This window comes from Pseudomonas rustica (assembly GCF_049959085.1).
Classification (GTDB): Bacteria; Pseudomonadota; Gammaproteobacteria; order Pseudomonadales; family Pseudomonadaceae; genus Aquipseudomonas; species Aquipseudomonas rustica.
In genome coordinates this window covers 6,192,991-6,208,588 of sequence record NZ_CP188200.1, presented here as the reverse complement: position 1 = coordinate 6,208,588, position 15,598 = coordinate 6,192,991, and the positions used below count along the sequence as shown (strand labels likewise).

Here is a 15,598-nt window from a genome sequence, read left to right as displayed (position 1 = left end):
GATTTTTAATACGTTAAGGCTCAATCCCCAACTCGCGCTTCACCAGCGCCAGCAACTGCGTCGTATCAATCGGCTTGAGCAGAAAATCCACCACGCTCAAATGCATCGCCGCAATCGCGTCCTTCACATCGGCATCGCCCGAGACAATGATGATCGGCATCGCCGCCCGCACCGACTCGCGCACCTGCCGAATCAGATCCAGCCCATCGACATTGCCCATGCGCAGATCGGTAATCACCAGGCCAATCGAAGGCTTTTCAGCGAGCATCTTCAACGCCGTCTCACCACTCGCCGCGGTCATGCAGCGAATGCCGTCCAACGCGAGAATCTCCGACAACAGCTCCCGGGCGTCTTTGTCGTCATCGACGATCAGCACACGCTGCGGCGGCAGGTCGGGTTCGAGCATCACTGCGCTGAGCGCTTCTCGCTCGGCGTCGCTCAAAATATCGTGGTCGGACATGGCGTTCTCTAAGTATTCAAATCAATCCCTTGGCAAGTGGTCAGACAGCGCTGGGCAGAGCTTCAATGTGCACTTCGTCGGATTTTTTTCCAAGGGGGTAACCGAGGGAATTTCCGACTGTTTGCGTAGGGCATCTCCGAAACTTCGCCAATGGTGGCAAAACCTAGACTTACGTCCAATGGGCACCCTGTCCGTAGGGGTCGACCATGGCCATAACGATCCGACAACAACAATTCGAAAAAGACTGCGGTAATGGTTATGAGTAAAGCGGACGCCTTCACCCAGGCAGGGAAAACCGCGGTTTTGCAGAACATTCAGGGCACCCTGCAATTCCTCCAGCGCTTCCCGCCCTTCAATCAGATGGAACACGCCCACCTCGCTTATCTGGTGGAGCAATGTCAGCTGCGGTTTTACGCTCAGGGCGAGAGCATCATCAAACCCACTGACGGCCCGGTCGAACATTTCCATATCGTCAAGCAGGGCCGGGTGGTCGGCGAACGCCAGCACATCACCAAACCCGGCACCGAGACCACGTTTGAAATCACCACCGGCGAGTGTTTTCCGCTGGCCGCCCTGCTCGGCGAACGCGCGACGCGCACCGAGCATCTGGCCGGCGAAGATACCTTCTGCCTGCAACTGAACAAACTGGCGTTCATCAAACTGTTCGCCCTCTCCAACGCCTTCCGTGATTTCGCCTTGCGCGGGGTCAGCAGCCTGCTTGATCAGGTCAATCAGCAAGTGCAGCAGAAAGCCGTGGAAACCCTCGGCACGCAGTACTCGCTGAACACCCGACTGGGCGAACTGGCGATGCGTCACCCGGTGACGTGCAGCCCGGACACGCCGCTGCGCGAAGCGGTGAAGCTGATGCACGAGCAACAGGTCGGCAGCATCGTCGCCGTAGACGAAAACAAAGCACCGCTGGGGATTTTCACCCTGCGCGATTTGCGCCATGTGGTGGCCGAAGGCGTCGGTGATTTCAGCGAAGCCATCGAACGCCACATGACCCGCGCGCCCTTCTATCTTTCGCCGGATCACAGTGCATTCGATGCGGCCATTGCGATGACCGAACGGCATATCGCCCACGTCTGCCTGGTCAAGGATCAGCGCTTGTGCGGCGTGGTTTCCGAGCGCGATCTGTTTTCTCTGCAACGGGTCGATCTGGTGCATCTGGCGCGGACGATTCGCAGTGCGCAACGGGTCGAACAACTGGTGACCCTGCGCGGCGAGATCGGCCAACTGGTCGAACGCATGCTCGCCCACGGCGCGTCCTCGACGCAGATCACCCACATCATCACCCTGCTCAACGACCACACCGTGTGCCGGGTGATCGAGCTGACCCTCGCCGAAAAAGGCGACCCCGGCGTGCCGTTCAGTTGGCTGTGTTTCGGCAGCGAAGGTCGCCGCGAGCAGACGCTGCATACCGATCAGGACAACGGCATTTTGTTTGATGCCCGCGATGCTGCGCACGCCGCAGAGATTCGCGGCAAGCTGTTGCCGATTGCCCAGCAGATCAACCAAAGCCTGGCGCAGTGCGGCTTCACCCTGTGCAAGGGCAACATCATGGCCGGCAACCCAGAGCTGTGTTTGTCGCGGGCGGAATGGGCGCGGCGTTTTGCGGCGTTTATTCGCGAGGCGACGCCGGAGAACCTGTTGGGGTCGAGTATTTATTTCGATCTGCGCGTGGTCTGGGGCGATGAAATAGGCTGCGAACAACTGCGCCGGGGCATTCTTGATCAGGTCGGTGACAACCGTTTGTTCCAGCGCATGATGGCCGAGAACGCCCTGCGCAATCGTCCGCCGGTGGGGCGCTTCCGCGAGTTTGTACTGGCGCGCAAGAACGGCGAGAAAGCCACGCTGGACTTGAAGGTTCAGGGGCTGACGCCGTTTGTGGATGGCGCGCGATTGCTGGCGTTGGCCAACGGTATCGACGCCAACAACACCCTCGAACGCTTCCGTCAGTTGGTCGATAAAGAAGTGATCGAACGGCTGGACGGCGCGGCGTATGAAGAGGCGTATCACTTCATTCAGCAAACACGCATGCAACAGCATCAGTTGCAGACCCGCGAGAATTTGCCGTACTCCAACCGCGTCGATCCCGACAGCCTCAATCATCTCGACCGGCGCATCCTCCGCGAATCCTTGCGTCAGGCCCAGCGCCTGCAAAGCAGCCTGACGTTGCGGTATCAGCTATGAGTCTGTTTTCGTGGCTGCGCCCGGCGAGTCCGGTGGTGCCGGCGGATTTTCAGCAGCGACTGGCGAAGCTGCCGGCGATCACTGAACTGCGCGAATGCACCCTGCGCGAACAGCGCTGGGTGGTGCTGGATCTGGAAACCACCGGGCTCAATCTGAACAAAGATCGCGTGTTGTCGATTGGTGCGGTGGTGATCGAGGACGGCGCGATCGACTTCAGTCAGCAATTTGAACGCACCTTGCAGTGCCGAGAATTGAAGCTTAGCCCCAGTGTTTTGATTCATGGGTTGGGGCCGAATGCGATTGCTGCCGGTAGTGAGCCGGCTGAGGCGTTGCTGGAATTGCTGGAGTTTATGGGTGACAGCCCGGTGCTGGCGTTTCATGCGCCGTTTGATCAGCACATGCTCGGGCGTGCGGTGAAGGAGCATCTGGGGCACAAGTTGCAGCAGGTGTTTGTGGATGTCGCCGATATTGCGCCGCTGGTGTGTCCGCAAGCGCAGATCCGCGAGGCGGGGCTGGATGAGTGGATCGAGTGGTTTCGGCTGGAGGTGTTTGAACGGCATAACGCGAGCGCCGATGCGTTGGCCACGGCGGAGTTGGCGTTGATTCTGTTTAGCCGGGCGCGGGGGCAGCAGATTCATAGCCCGTTGAATTTGCAGCAGCGGTTGAGTCAGTGGAAGCGCCGGCAGCAGGCGCCGTCCTTTTAGATTCGCAGCGCCTGTTTTGGCCTCTTCGCGAGCAGGCTCGCTCCCACAGGTTCCGCGCCGAACGACATTCCCCTGTAGGAGCTGCCGAAGGCTGCGATCTTTTGACCTTGATCTTCAAAAACAAGATCAAAAGATCGTGCGCCGAACGAGACTCCCCTGTAGGAGCTGCCGAAGGCTGCGATCTTTTGACCTTGATCTTCAAAAACAAGATCAAAAGATCGTGCGCCGAACGAGACTCCCCTGTAGGAGCTGCCGAAGGCTGCGATCTTTTGACTTTGATCTTCAAAAACAAGATCAAAAGATCGCAGCCTTCGGCAGCTCCTACGGGTTAACCAAGCACATGATCTGACCAGTGGCCAATTGCTAACCATTCCCACCTCTGCGAGAATCGCGAACAATTCGCGTTAGTTAATATTTCCCAATCGGTGATATTCGGTGCCTGCAGCCCAAAGCCCTCACAGTGAACTCGTTGGTGCGATGTATCGCGACCATCGCGGTTGGCTATTGACGTGGCTGCGACGCAATGTGGCCTGTCCGCAACGGGCCGAAGATCTGAGTCAGGACACCTTCGTACGCCTGCTCGGTCGTGATGAGTTGCTGACACCCCGCGAACCGCGCGCCTTTCTGGTGGCGATCGCCAAAGGCCTGCTGTTCGATTACTTCCGCCGCGCCGCGCTGGAACAGGCTTACCTCACCGAATTGATGCTGATCCCCGAAGGCGAACAACCGTCGGTGGAAGAACAGCAACTGATCCTCGAAGACCTCAAAGCCATCGACCGCTTGCTCGGCAAACTGTCGACCAAGGCTCGCGCTGCCTTCCTTTATAACCGCCTCGACGGCCTCGGCCACGCCGAGATTGCCGAGAAGCTCGGCGTTTCGGTGCCGCGTGTGCGCCAGTACCTCGCGCAAGGCATCCGTCAGTGCTACATCGCCCTGTACGGTGAGCCGACGTGAGCCCGGCCAGTTCCAGACCGGTTCAGGCCCACGTGCTGGACGCGGCGATTGCCTGGCAGTTGACCCTCGACTCCAGCAGTCCACTGGAGCGCGAAGAATTCGCCAAATGGCACGCGGCCAATGAAGAACACGCCCGGGCCTGGCGCCAGTTGGGCATGCTTGATCAGCGTTTCAGCGTGGCCAAAGGCCCGGCCCGCAGCGCTCTGCTGCAATCCCGGGAAAGCATTCGTCGCCGCGTGCGCAAGTTGGGCAGTGGTCTGGCGAGCGTTGTGGTGGTCGTCGGCGTGGCGCTGTTTGCTGGCGAACGTTATCTGCCGCTGGATTACTGGCTCGCCGATCAGCGCACCGCCACCGGTGAACAGCGCATCGTGCGTCTGTCCGATGGCACCGTACTCAATCTCAATACCCACAGCGCGGTTGACGTGCGTTTCGATGACAAGCGCCGACTGATCGTTCTGCAGGAAGGCGAAATCCTCGTGGAAACCGGTCACGGCGATGCGCGGCCCTTCATCGTCGAAACCCGTGAAGGCAGCATGCGCGCGTTGGGCACGCGGTTTTTGGTCAAGCGAGAAGACGAAGGCACGCGCCTGAGCGTGTTGCAGTCGGCTGTCGCGGCGCATCCGCAATCGAATCCTCAGGAGCAAATCCTGCACGAAGGCCAGCAGGTATTTATGCGCAGTGATGGGCTCGACGCGATTGTCGCCCTCAACCCCGGCGCCGATGCCTGGACGCGCGGCATGTTGGTGGTCGACAACGCACGGCTGGGCGATCTGGTGCATGAGCTTGGGCGTTATCGTCGCGGGCATCTGGGTGTGGCGCCGGAAGTGGCGGATTTGCGCATTACCGGCAGCTTTCCGCTGCATGACACCGATAAGGCCTTGAGCGCGCTGCTGCCGACGTTGCCGGTGCAGATTGAGCAGCACACGCCTTATTGGGTGACGGTCGCGAAGGCTGATTCCAAGCCTGAGTGATGGGCTAGCACAACCACCGCTTTCGCGAGCAGGCTCGCTCCCACAGGAGAACGCATTCCAAATGTGGGAGCGAGCCTGCTCGCGAATGGCGTCGTCCGCCACAACGCTATTTCCCGCAAATCGAAATTATTTTCATCCAGCCCTATCACTTTTTGATTTTCATCCGGCAAGCAGGCAATTGAGAAATATTTCCATTCAGGAGCCGCCGTATGTCCCGTTCGCTAGACACCTTGTTGCGCCCCAGTCTGCTGGCCGTCGCCATTGCCCTCAGCACCCCGCTGATCAGCAGCCCGTTGCTCGCCGCTGAACAAGCGTCCAGCGTTCGCGCTTACAACCTGCCGGCGGCGCCTCTGTCGACCACCCTGAACCAGATCGCCAGCCAGGGCGGCCTCGCGCTGTCGCTGAACCCGTCGCTGGCAGCGGGCAAGACTTCGGCACCGGTCAAAGGCCAGTACGACGCGGCCGGCGCGCTGCGTGCAGCCTTGAGCGGCACCGGTCTGCAACTCGAACAAAGCACTTCCGGCACCTACAGCCTGGTTGCCGTGCCTGAAGGTGTGATGGCCCTGCCGGAAACCGCGATCATCGGCGTGGAGAATCTGGAAACCGCGTGGAGCCCGGTCGAAGGCTACACCGCCACCCGCACCGCCGCCGGCACCAAGACCGACACCGCGCTGGTCGAAGCGCCGCGCTCGATCTCGGTGGCGACCCGTCAGCAAATGGACGACCGCAGCGTGCACAGCCTCGACGACGCCGTGCGCTACATGCCAGGCATCACCGCCAGCAGTTATGGCAGCGACACCCGCGCTGACTGGCTGCGCGTGCGCGGTTTCGAACCGACGCAGTTCCTCGACGGCCTGCCGCTGCCGCGTGGCATCTACGCCAACCCGAAACAGGAAACCTGGAACCTCGACCGCCTCGCCCTGCTGCGCGGCCCGGCGTCGTCGGTGTACGGGCAGACTCCGCCGGGTGGTCTGCTCGATATGGTCAGCCGCCGTCCAAGTGCCGAAGCCAGCAGCGAAATTCAGCTGCAATACGGCAGCGACAACCATCGCCAGATCAACTTCGCCAGCACCGGCAAGATTGATGAGGCCGGTCAGTTCCTGTACGGCATCAGCGGCGTCGTGCGCGACAGCGACACGCAGATCGACCACATCGAAAACAAGCGCTACAACATCGCGCCGAGCCTGACCTGGAATATCGACGACGATACCAAGTTCACTCTGCTGACCCAGTTCACCCGTGACGATACGGGTATTACCAGCCAGTTTCTGCCCATTCAAGGCACGAAAATCCGTTCACCGCTGGGCGATATTTCCCATCACAAAAACCTCGGTGACCCGGACTGGGAATACTACGACCGCACTTATTACGCGCTGGGCTACGCATTCGAACATCGCTTGAACGATGTCTGGCAGTTCAAGCAAAACCTGCGTTACACCAAATCCGATCTCTCCTTCCAGGCACTGACCGTGGGCGCCTATGCGTTCAACCCTGTCGACGCCGATGGGAACGTTGGTCGTACCAGTACTTCCGTTGACGAAGACATCAGCCAATTCGCCGTGGACAACAACTTCCAGGCCGACTTCGCCACGGGAGATGTTCGCCACACGCTGTTGCTGGGTCTTGATCATCAACGCAACAACACCAACTTCCTCTCGATCTATGGCGACGGTCTGAAGACCAACGTCAATAACCCGATCTACGGGCAACCGATTATCCGTCCGCCGCGCTCAACGGCGTATCAAGATTACGATCAGAAAACCAATCAGACTGGCCTCTACGTACAGGATCAGATGGCTCTGGATCAATGGCGCCTGACTCTCGGTGGCCGTGAAGACTGGGTGCACACCAGCACCCTGTTCAACAAGACTGATGCAACCAACACTGATCGCGACAAACACTTCAGCGGCAACGCAGCGATCAGCTATGTGTTCGACTCCGGCTTCGTACCCTACCTGTCGTATGCCGAATCGTTCCAGACCACAACGGGCGCAGATGCCAGTGCTACCGGTTCGCTCAAGCCAACCGAAGGCAAGCAATGGGAAATGGGTGTCAAGTACCAACCACCGGGCAGCAAGACAATGCTGACCGCTGCCGTGTATGACCTGACACAGAAAAACGTTGCTGTCACGACCACCGTCGGCAATACGCCTATCACCAGCCAGACCGGCGAAGTGAAGGTCAAAGGCCTGGAACTGGAAGCAACTTCGGACGTTACCGATAACCTGAAAGTCATCGCCGCTTACACGTTGGCCAAATCCGAAGTGCAGAAAGGTGATTTCAAGGGCAATCGCCTGCAACTGATGCCGAACCAGCAAGCCTCTTTGTGGACTGATTACACATGGCATGCCGGCATGCTCGACGGCTTCGGCATCGGCGGCGGTGTTCGTTACACCGGCAACACCTACGGCGATCAAGGCAATACTTGGCTGGGCAAGGCTGACGCTTACACCGTGTTCGACGCCACCGTGCATTATGACCTCGGCCGTCTGGACAACAGCCTCAAAGGCGCATCGCTGGCACTGAATGCGACCAACCTGTTCGATAAGGACTACATTTCCACCTGTGACAGCTACAACTGCTACTACGGCGACCAACGCAGCGTCGTCGCCAGCGCCACTTACAAGTGGTAAGCGACTGAGCTGAAACAGGCCCTGTTACCAGGCCGTCCCTCGTGGACGGCTTTGGTGTTTTTGAAGGTCATGAAATGAAAAGTAAAACAATTCGTCGCTGGTCGTTTATCCACACCTGGACCAGCCTGATCTGCACCGTGTTTTTGCTGATGCTGGCATTGACCGGTTTGCCGTTGATTTTCAGCCATGAGATCGATCATCTGCTGGGCAATGCCCCCGAGTTGCGAGAGATGCCGGCCGACACGCCGCAACTCAACCTGCAACAACTGGTGGATGCCGCGCAGAAACATCGGCCGGGCGAGGTCATGCAGTACTTCGGTTACGACGACGAAGAGCCAAACGCTGCGTTTGCGATCATGGCAAAAACTGCCGGCACCGAACCGAACTCCTCGCACACCTTCATGCTCGATGCGCGCACCGGTGAAGCACTGGAAACCCCTTCGGCCAACGGCGGTTTGATGCTGTTTATCCTGCGCCTGCACGTCGACATGTTTGCGGGGTTGCCGGGCAAACTGCTGCTGGCGTTTATGGGTTTATTGTTTGTCGTGGCGATTGTCTCGGGCACGGTGCTGTACCTGCCGTTCATGCGTCGGCTGAAGTTCGGCACGGTGCGTCAGGACAAATCCACGCGGCTGCGCTGGCTCGACCTGCATAACCTGATTGGCGTGGTGACGCTGACCTGGGCCTTGGTCGTCGGCGTGACTGGCGTGATCAGTGCCTGCGCCGATCTGCTGATCGCCGCATGGCGCAACGAGGCCCTGACCGCGTTGATCGAACCTTACCGCGACGCGCCACCGCTGACACAACTGGCGCCCGCCACGCGTTTGCTCGACATTGCCGGCGAAGCTGCACCGGGTATGAAGCCGGATTTCATTGCCTTCCCCGGCACGCGCTTCTCCAGCGAACACCATTACTCGGTGTTCATGAAGGGTGGCACGCACCTGACGTCGCATCTGCTGACGCCGGTGCTGATCGACGCCACCACGCTGAAGGTCACCGCTGTGGCGGAACGACCGTGGTACATGGACGCGATGGGCATGTCGCAACCGCTGCACTTTGGTGATTACGGCGGCATGCCGATGAAGATTCTTTGGGCCACGCTCGATGTGCTGACCATCATCGTTCTCGGCAGCGGCGTGTATCTGTGGGTGGTGCGGCGCAAGGCTGCCAAACCTGTGCTGGAAACGGCGGAGGCCTCTGCATGAAGCCGCGTCAGTCGAATTTCTGGAAAGTCTTCAGCACGCCGTTGGTGATTGGTCTTCTGAGTGCGGCGGGACTGTTTGCGGCGTTGCTGGGGGACGGGATCTGGGATGCGCTGAGCTGGATCGGGCTAGGTGTGCCGGCCTTCCTGGCCCTTAAAGGATTACTGCTGCGAAGCTGAGAAACCACTGTAGGAGTGAGCCTGCTCGCGATAGCGCAATCACATTCAACATCACCGTTGACTGAACCACCGCTATCGCGAGCAGGCTCACTCCTACATTTGCTTCAGCGCAAGGCTTGAGCTCGCATCCTGACAGGCTATGCTGCCCGTTCACCATTCTGATCGAGACCCTGCCAATGTCCGCCCCCAGCATGACCCTGTACCACAACACCCTCTCCCCGTTCGTGCGCAAAGTAATGGTCTTGCTCCACGAAACCGGTCAGCAGGATCGCGTTGCCCTGCAAGACTGCGTGCTCTCCCCGGTCAGCCCGAGCGCCGAGCTCAACGCCGATAACCCGCTAGGAAAAATCCCGGCCCTGCGCCTGGCCGACGGCACGGTCATCCATGACAGCCGCGTGATCCTCGAATACCTCGACCACCAGCACGTCGGCAACCCGTTGATCCCGCGCGAAGGCTCGGCCCGCTGGCGCCGTCTGACCCTCGCCTCGCTGGCCGACGGGATCATGGACGCCTCGGTGATGGTGCGTTATGAACAAGTCCTGCGCGCCCCGGAAAAACACTGGGATGAATGGCTCGAGGCGCAACGCGAGAAGATCCGTCGTGCGCTGAATCTGTTGGAGCACGATGCGATTGCCGAGCTGACCAGCCACTTCGATGTGGCCGCGATCAGCGTGGCCAGTGCGCTGGGCTACCTCGACCTGCGCTTCCCCGACCTGGGCTGGCGCGAGGCTAATCCGCAACTGGCTAACTGGTTTTTTGAAGTGAGTCAGCGACCGTCCATGATTGCGACGATGCCCAAGCCTTAGTTTTTGGGTGCCTGCTCCGGCCTCTTCGCGAGCAAGCCCGCTCCCACAGTTGATTTGTGTTGTTCATGCCTTGGTTGCAGCAACAAAAATCCAATGTGGGAGCGGGCCTGCTCGCGAAAGCACCACCTCGGTTCCACAGGCAGAAATCCAATAATCCGCGTCACTAACCCATCCTTCCACAGCTGATCCTCACGCAACCCCAACGACCGGCTCATTCCACCACCCCGATATCAAATTCCAACGGCTTGGCCGGCTTCTGCCCGATCCCGTACCAATCCAGTTTGCGCGTCAGCACCATAAATACGCCGAGCAAGCCGAACAGCAGCAACGAGCCCATCAACAACGCGTAATCCTCCGCGCTCAACAGCCCATAAAGCAGCCCATACAACGCCGCCAACCCCACCGAAAAATTCAAGCCATGGTGCACACTGCGCAGCACGTGGCAGACGTAAAACCCGATCAACAACACACAAGCACTGGCCGACAGCAGATACGCCAGGGCAAAACCGATGTGCTCCGACAACGACAGCAGCAACAGATAGAAAAACGCCAACGCGACACCGACCAGCGCGTATTGCACCGGGTGCACCGCGAGACTTTTCAGTACTTCGAACAGAAAGAAACCGGCGAACGTCAGGACGATAAACAGCAATGCATATTTGATCGCCCGGTCACTCTTCAGGTACTGATCCACCGGGTCGATAAAACTCACGCCAAAGCTGCGGCTGTTGAACGCCTCGCAATCGCCTATCACGCAGCGATGCATTGCTTCCTGCAGGTTGGTGGAGAAAAACGAGGTCTGCCAATCGGCCTTAAAACCCTGATCGTTGATCTCGCGTTTCGCCGGCAGGAAGTTACCGATGAAGCTCGGATGCGGCCAATTCGCGCCGAGGCTGACACTGCTGGTCTTGCCCACCGGCAGCACGCGCAACGAACCGGTGCCCTGCAGTTGCAGATCGAAGGCGAACGCCAGCTCGGTGGTTTTGCTGATATCCAGCGTCGGCAGCGTGACCCGCACACCCTCGCCGAGCCAAGCCACTTCCGTGCCCGGGACAAAGTCCAGACGCTGACCATCAAGTTCCAGTTTCAGCGCGTTTTCGATGCCGCGAATGTCGCTGATGCCGACGGCGAGAAACGGCGCGTCGAACCGGTAGTCCGCGAAATCTTCCTTGATGCCCAATTGCGCCGGCAGTGAGAAATGGCCATTGATGCGATTGTCGGCATGGAACAGTCGCGCCTCGTAGATCCCGCGTTTACGCAGTTCGGTTTGCACTTGGCCGTCGAGCTCAAAACGCTCGGGCAGGAAATACAACCGCCCGCGCTCTTCGCCGATTTCCTGGTAACGCTTATTGGTTTTTTCGTTGGTTTTCCACGTGCGCACCACTTTGCGATACGGCACCACCATCACCGGGCCGCTCACCTGCTGGCTGTAACTGGAACTGCGGGCGATGTCTTCGAGCACGCCGTCGCGCAGCTGTTGGCGCTCGTCGATGACGCCATCGATCATCAACAGCGGGATCAGCAATAGCAGGATCAGCAGCGCGATGGCGCCGAGTTTGATGGTCAGGCTTCGGTTCATAAGGACGCTCCCTCGTTGGAATGGAAGCGAGTCTGGAAGCGCTCTGTGGGTTTGTGATGGAGGTTGTGTGGGAATTGTGTGGAAATACCTGTAAAACGCTCCTTCCCGCAAACGCGGCCAAGGTCAGCTCGGCTCGGCTCGGCTCAGCTCAGCTCAGCTCAGCTCAGCTCAGCGGAGCAATTTTCAGACAAAGGATCATCACGTTGCGCAACAACTCATTCGATTTGATCAGGCATATCGCCGCGTTCCTCGTGCTGTTCAGCCACCACTTTGCGCTGTCGGGCCTGCAGGAGCCGGGCATTGCCGGTTTCAACTCGCTGGGCGGCATCGCGGTGATCGCGTTCTTTTCGATATCGGGTCTGCTGATCACTCAGAGTTACATCAGCTCGCGCAGCTTCGGTGATTACCTCAGCAAGCGTGTCGCGCGCATCTTTCCCGCGTTGATCCTCTGCGCGTTTGTCATGACCTACATCGGCGGGGCGCTGTTTGCCGAAGGTTATGTGAGCAGCTCAAGTGCGCTGGTCGATTTCCTGCGGATCTCGGTTTTCGGTCGAGCGAACATCGAGCCGATTACCGATGGCTTCATTTTCAATGAGTCTTTCAATGGCAGTTTGTGGACGCTGAAGATCGAGTTCGGCTTCTATCTGTTGCTGGCGGTCGCACTGCTTATCTATCGCCGGGCCTTGATGCCCTGGGTATTACTGGCCGCATTCGGTTTGGCCACGTATGTTCTGGGCAATTACGCACAGGGCGCACTGGCGCAGAAACTCGCGGTTTATAGCGCCGCTGGGATCGCCTTCTTTGCAGGTTCGGTAATTGCCATGCACAAGCAGCACTTTGGCGACAAACGCGTGCTGGCGCTGACGCTACTGGTGGGGGTCGCACTGGTGCTGGTCAGCATGGGCACTGCGCTGGCCGGGGTGCTGGCAACTCTTGGCTTCTGCCTCGCAACCCTGAGCATCGGCCTGCTGTATGTCGACAAAAGTATTCGCGGGCGTTTCGACATTTCCTACGGCACTTATCTCTATGCCTTCCCGGTGCAGCAGTTGGTGATCAACAAGACATCGCTGGGCTTTTTCCCGTCGATGCTGGTGTCCGCACTGATCGTGGTTGTTCTGGCGATCATTTCGTGGCGTCTGGTCGAGCAACCGGCCCTGCGGTTTGTGCATCGCAAGAAACACCAGCCTGCGGTACAGGCTACGCCTTCATCCTGAGCCTCACGGCAGGCTCAGCGTCACTTGCACACCGCCTGGCACATTGCGGATGGCCAGGCGGCCGCCATGCAGTTTGGCCACTTCTTCAACGAAATTGAGCCCCAACCCGGTACTCTTTCGGCCGCTGTCCGGACGCGGCAGTGAGTAGAAACGCTCAGTCAAACGTGGCAAGGCGTAATCAGGAATTGGCGCTGTTTCATTGAACAGGCTCAGCTCGATCTGCTCATCGCGTCGTACCGCATTAAAGCGCAACGTCCCCTGCTTCGGGGTGAAATCCAGCGCATTCTCCAACAGATTACCCAGCGCCTGACGCAACAGAAACGGCTCGCCCATCAGCAGCAGATCCGCCGCAATCGTCTGCTCGATTCGCAACTGCTTCCCTTCAATCCGCGCCGCCTGCGCCTGCAACAGTTCATCCACCAACACCGCCAACGGCACCGCCACCCGCTCTTCCAGCCCTTGCCGTTGTTCGACCTGCGCCAGGTTCAACAGCCGCTCGATCAACTGCTGCATCCGCGCACTTTCGCTGTCGATGTTGCCGACAAAACGCAGGCGCTGGATCGGCGGCATGTCGCCTTGCAGCAATTCCGCCGCGCCACGAATCGCCGCCAGCGGACTTTTCAGTTCATGGGTCAACGTATGCACGTAACGCTCGACGTAGGCCTTGCCTTCCAGTTGCGTGCGCATCTGTTCCACGGCGGTGGCGAGCTGCTCCAGTTCGCCACCGCGATAGTGCGGCACTTCCACGCGGCGCCCTTCGCTCACGGCTTGGGCATAACCGGTCAAGCGGTGCAGCGCGCGACTCAGCCACCACGACAGCAACGCGCCAAACAACAGGCCGAGGCCGATCAAACCGGCGCCGTAAAACAGCAAACGTCGCTCGGTGCGATCGACGTAAGGCTGCAATGAGCTGTTGGGTTTGGCCACGGTGACCACGCCGATGATCTTGCCGTTATCGCGGATCGGCGCGCCGACATGCATCACCGAGGAGCTCGCGTCGTTCGGATCGCTGCGGGTCGAACGTGCGCCGTATTCACCGCGCAAAGTCAGGTAGACGTCGTTCCAGCGCGAGTAATCCTGACCCACCGCAACGCCGCTGGAATCGAGCACAACGATGCCTTTGGCGTCGGTCACATAGATACGGTGATTGACCTGATTTTTCGGCAAGCCCCAGATCGTCGCTTGCGGCTGACGCTCGCCATAAGCGCGGAGCAATTCGGGCCAGCGATTTTCGCTGAGGGTGCCGGCCTTAAAATCGTCACGAAGTATTTCCGCCATCAAGTTCGCGGTATCAACGAGGGTTTCTTCGGTGGACTGGCGCACGCCGGGGCGAATTTCTTCCATCACCGTGTTAAGCACGAAATAACCGGTCAGGCCGATAAACAGCACGTACACCAGAAAAATCCGCAGCCCCAACGACATCAGCTGTGCCCCGGGCTGTAGCTGTAACCGAGGCCGCGATGGGTCTGGATCGGTTCGGCTTCGGCGCGCACCAGCCGCAGTTTGGCGCGTACGCTTTTGATATGGCTGTCGATGCTGCGTTCGTAACCGGCATCGGCCGCGACGCCCAGCGCATCGAGCAATTGCTCGCGGCTGAACACCCGTTCGGGTTGTTCGAGCAGGCATTGCAGCAGACGGAATTCGTGGCGGGTCAGGCTTAACGTCTGGCCGCGATAGCTGATTTGTACGCGCTCGGGGTCGATACGAAACAGCGCCGAGGTGGATTCAATCGGCGGGCGCGGCGCCATGCGTTTGAGGATGGCTTTGACCCGTGCCGCCACTTCCCGAGGGCTGAACGGCTTGACCACGTAGTCGTCGGCGCCGATCTCCAGCCCGACCACACGATCAATCTCGGCATCGCGAGCGCTGAGGAACAGCACCGGCACTTCGCTGAAACGTCGCAGCTGTTTGCAGGTTTCGAAGCCGCTGATGTCCGGCAGGCCGATGTCGAGGATGATCAGATCGGCTGGCGTCTGCCGCTGATGTTCCAGCGCTGCCGCTCCAAGGCTCAGCCACGTGGTGCCGAACCCCTCGCCTTGCAGGGCGAAAATCAGCGTGTCGGCAATCGCCGCTTCGTCTTCGACAATCAGGATATGAGGCATGGCATCCGAGCCCGTGGTTGAGTGCGCGAACGGTGCCCCAAGCCTGACGTCACGTCAATGAGACCACTTGGCTCAGCAGTCAGGTTTGTCAGCGGTGAAGCGCCGTGCCGGGTTTACCGCAGCGCCAAATTCACGCAAGGCTTTGGCACCGATCAGCAACGGGTAATTGAAGTTGCTGCGGTCGGTCAGGTTGACCTCAACGGTACGCTTGACGTCGCCCAGGCACAGCTCCAGATCGACCACCGGACGTTTGGCGACTTCGGTGCTTTCACCCTCGTCCTCTTCATCCGAGCGGCTCTTGATCTTGCTGATCCGCGCGACTTTGTGTTCGTAGACTTTGTTGCTGGCGTCTTTGGTGCCGAGGCGGAAACGCACCCAGTCTTCGCCGTCGCGGGTGAAGGTTTCGATGTCCTTGGCCGACAGCGAGGCGGTCAGCGCGCCGGTGTCCATCTTGGCCTTGAGCACTTCACCGCCGATTTCCGGCAGCGCGATGTATTCGTAGCGCCCGTACAGGGTCGGCTCGGCGGCCATGACCGGCAGGGCGACGAGGGCAAACAGTGCAAGGAGGGATTTCACGTAAGGGGCTTCCTTGGGGAGTTGG

Annotated in this window: 14 protein-coding genes; 9 read left to right on the top strand and 5 right to left on the bottom strand. The window is 59.4% G+C overall.

Features of this window, described 5'->3' with window-relative positions; genetic code table 11:
• Positions 1–13: 13 nt before the first annotated feature.
• The gene (locus tag ACP3TY_RS28150; protein ID WP_053124502.1) at positions 14–460 is read right to left on the bottom strand and encodes a response regulator; all 447 of its coding nucleotides are present in this window, start codon (positions 458–460) and stop codon (positions 14–16) included.
• A 258-nt stretch (positions 461–718) separates the two neighbouring features.
• On the opposite strand from ACP3TY_RS28150, the gene ACP3TY_RS28145 reads away from it, so the two are divergent.
• The 8 genes from ACP3TY_RS28145 to ACP3TY_RS28110 all read left to right on the top strand — a co-directional run bounded on the left by ACP3TY_RS28145 (position 719) and on the right by ACP3TY_RS28110 (position 10,102).
• On the top strand, positions 719–2,653 hold the full coding sequence (locus ACP3TY_RS28145) for a DUF294 nucleotidyltransferase-like domain-containing protein (protein ID WP_305728907.1): 1,935 nt from the start codon (positions 719–721) through the stop codon (positions 2,651–2,653).
• Entirely contained in the window at positions 2,650–3,357 is a 708-nt protein-coding gene (locus tag ACP3TY_RS28140; RefSeq protein WP_426618991.1) for a 3'-5' exonuclease, read from the top strand. Before ACP3TY_RS28145 ends, ACP3TY_RS28140 begins: the two co-directional genes overlap by 4 nt.
• Positions 3,358–3,834: 477 nt before the next feature.
• On the top strand, positions 3,835–4,311 hold the full coding sequence (locus ACP3TY_RS28135) for an RNA polymerase sigma factor (RefSeq protein ID WP_218959295.1): 477 nt from the start codon (positions 3,835–3,837) through the stop codon (positions 4,309–4,311).
• Entirely contained in the window at positions 4,308–5,282 is a 975-nt protein-coding gene (locus ACP3TY_RS28130; protein ID WP_212550097.1) for a FecR domain-containing protein, read from the top strand. The genes ACP3TY_RS28135 and ACP3TY_RS28130 overlap by 4 nt, the downstream gene beginning before the upstream one ends.
• Before the next feature lie 209 nt (positions 5,283–5,491).
• Positions 5,492–7,915 carry a TonB-dependent siderophore receptor gene (locus tag ACP3TY_RS28125; protein ID WP_426618990.1) on the top strand — a complete coding sequence of 808 codons (2,424 nt, stop codon included), beginning with the start codon at positions 5,492–5,494 and terminating at the stop codon, positions 7,913–7,915.
• A gap of 74 nt (positions 7,916–7,989) precedes the next feature.
• A complete protein-coding gene (locus ACP3TY_RS28120) occupies positions 7,990–9,120 on the top strand; it encodes a PepSY-associated TM helix domain-containing protein (RefSeq protein ID WP_400753235.1) in 1,131 nt (376 codons plus the stop codon).
• Entirely contained in the window at positions 9,117–9,296 is a 180-nt protein-coding gene (locus ACP3TY_RS28115) for a hypothetical protein (protein ID WP_053124513.1), read from the top strand. Before ACP3TY_RS28120 ends, ACP3TY_RS28115 begins: the two co-directional genes overlap by 4 nt.
• Positions 9,297–9,472: 176 nt before the next feature.
• The gene (locus ACP3TY_RS28110; RefSeq protein WP_212545021.1) at positions 9,473–10,102 is read left to right on the top strand and encodes a glutathione S-transferase; all 630 of its coding nucleotides are present in this window, start codon (positions 9,473–9,475) and stop codon (positions 10,100–10,102) included.
• 211 nt (positions 10,103–10,313) lie between these two features.
• Here ACP3TY_RS28110 and creD read toward each other — a convergent pair whose 3' ends face one another.
• The gene (gene creD / locus ACP3TY_RS28105; RefSeq protein ID WP_426618989.1) at positions 10,314–11,681 is read right to left on the bottom strand and encodes a cell envelope integrity protein CreD; all 1,368 of its coding nucleotides are present in this window, start codon (positions 11,679–11,681) and stop codon (positions 10,314–10,316) included.
• A gap of 203 nt (positions 11,682–11,884) precedes the next feature.
• Here creD and ACP3TY_RS28100 point away from each other — a divergent pair, with 203 nt between their 5' ends.
• The gene (locus tag ACP3TY_RS28100) at positions 11,885–12,895 is read left to right on the top strand and encodes an acyltransferase family protein (protein ID WP_426618988.1); all 1,011 of its coding nucleotides are present in this window, start codon (positions 11,885–11,887) and stop codon (positions 12,893–12,895) included.
• Positions 12,896–12,898: 3 nt separating this feature from the next.
• Here ACP3TY_RS28100 and creC read toward each other — a convergent pair whose 3' ends face one another.
• From creC to ACP3TY_RS28085, 3 genes are all read right to left on the bottom strand, one after another.
• The gene (creC, locus tag ACP3TY_RS28095; RefSeq protein WP_426618987.1) at positions 12,899–14,317 is read right to left on the bottom strand and encodes a two-component system sensor histidine kinase CreC; all 1,419 of its coding nucleotides are present in this window, start codon (positions 14,315–14,317) and stop codon (positions 12,899–12,901) included.
• A complete protein-coding gene (gene creB, locus ACP3TY_RS28090; RefSeq protein WP_400753242.1) occupies positions 14,317–14,997 on the bottom strand; it encodes a two-component system response regulator CreB in 681 nt (226 codons plus the stop codon). Before creB ends, creC begins: the two co-directional genes overlap by 1 nt.
• A 72-nt stretch (positions 14,998–15,069) precedes the next feature.
• Positions 15,070–15,573 (bottom strand): ATP-dependent zinc protease family protein, encoded by a 504-nt coding sequence (locus tag ACP3TY_RS28085; RefSeq protein ID WP_053124525.1) that lies wholly within the window; start codon positions 15,571–15,573, stop codon positions 15,070–15,072.
• Positions 15,574–15,598: the final 25 nt, after the last annotated feature.

Bases quoted from the DNA above. Each gene is read 5' to 3' on its own strand.
- ACP3TY_RS28150 (WP_053124502.1), bottom strand. From the start codon at position 460: ATGTCCGACCACGATATTTTGAGCGACGCCGAGCGAGAAGCGCTCAGC.
- ACP3TY_RS28145 (WP_305728907.1), top strand. From the start codon at position 719: ATGAGTAAAGCGGACGCCTTCACCCAGGCAGGGAAAACCGCGGTTTTG.
- ACP3TY_RS28140 (WP_426618991.1), top strand. From the start codon at position 2,650: ATGAGTCTGTTTTCGTGGCTGCGCCCGGCGAGTCCGGTGGTGCCGGCG.
- ACP3TY_RS28135 (WP_218959295.1), top strand. From the start codon at position 3,835: ATGTATCGCGACCATCGCGGTTGGCTATTGACGTGGCTGCGACGCAAT.
- ACP3TY_RS28125 (WP_426618990.1), top strand. From the start codon at position 5,492: ATGTCCCGTTCGCTAGACACCTTGTTGCGCCCCAGTCTGCTGGCCGTC.
- ACP3TY_RS28120 (WP_400753235.1), top strand. From the start codon at position 7,990: ATGAAAAGTAAAACAATTCGTCGCTGGTCGTTTATCCACACCTGGACC.
- ACP3TY_RS28115 (WP_053124513.1), top strand. From the start codon at position 9,117: ATGAAGCCGCGTCAGTCGAATTTCTGGAAAGTCTTCAGCACGCCGTTG.
- ACP3TY_RS28110 (WP_212545021.1), top strand. From the start codon at position 9,473: ATGTCCGCCCCCAGCATGACCCTGTACCACAACACCCTCTCCCCGTTC.
- creD (WP_426618989.1), bottom strand. From the start codon at position 11,681: ATGAACCGAAGCCTGACCATCAAACTCGGCGCCATCGCGCTGCTGATC.
- creC (WP_426618987.1), bottom strand. From the start codon at position 14,317: ATGTCGTTGGGGCTGCGGATTTTTCTGGTGTACGTGCTGTTTATCGGC.
- creB (WP_400753242.1), bottom strand. From the start codon at position 14,997: ATGCCTCATATCCTGATTGTCGAAGACGAAGCGGCGATTGCCGACACG.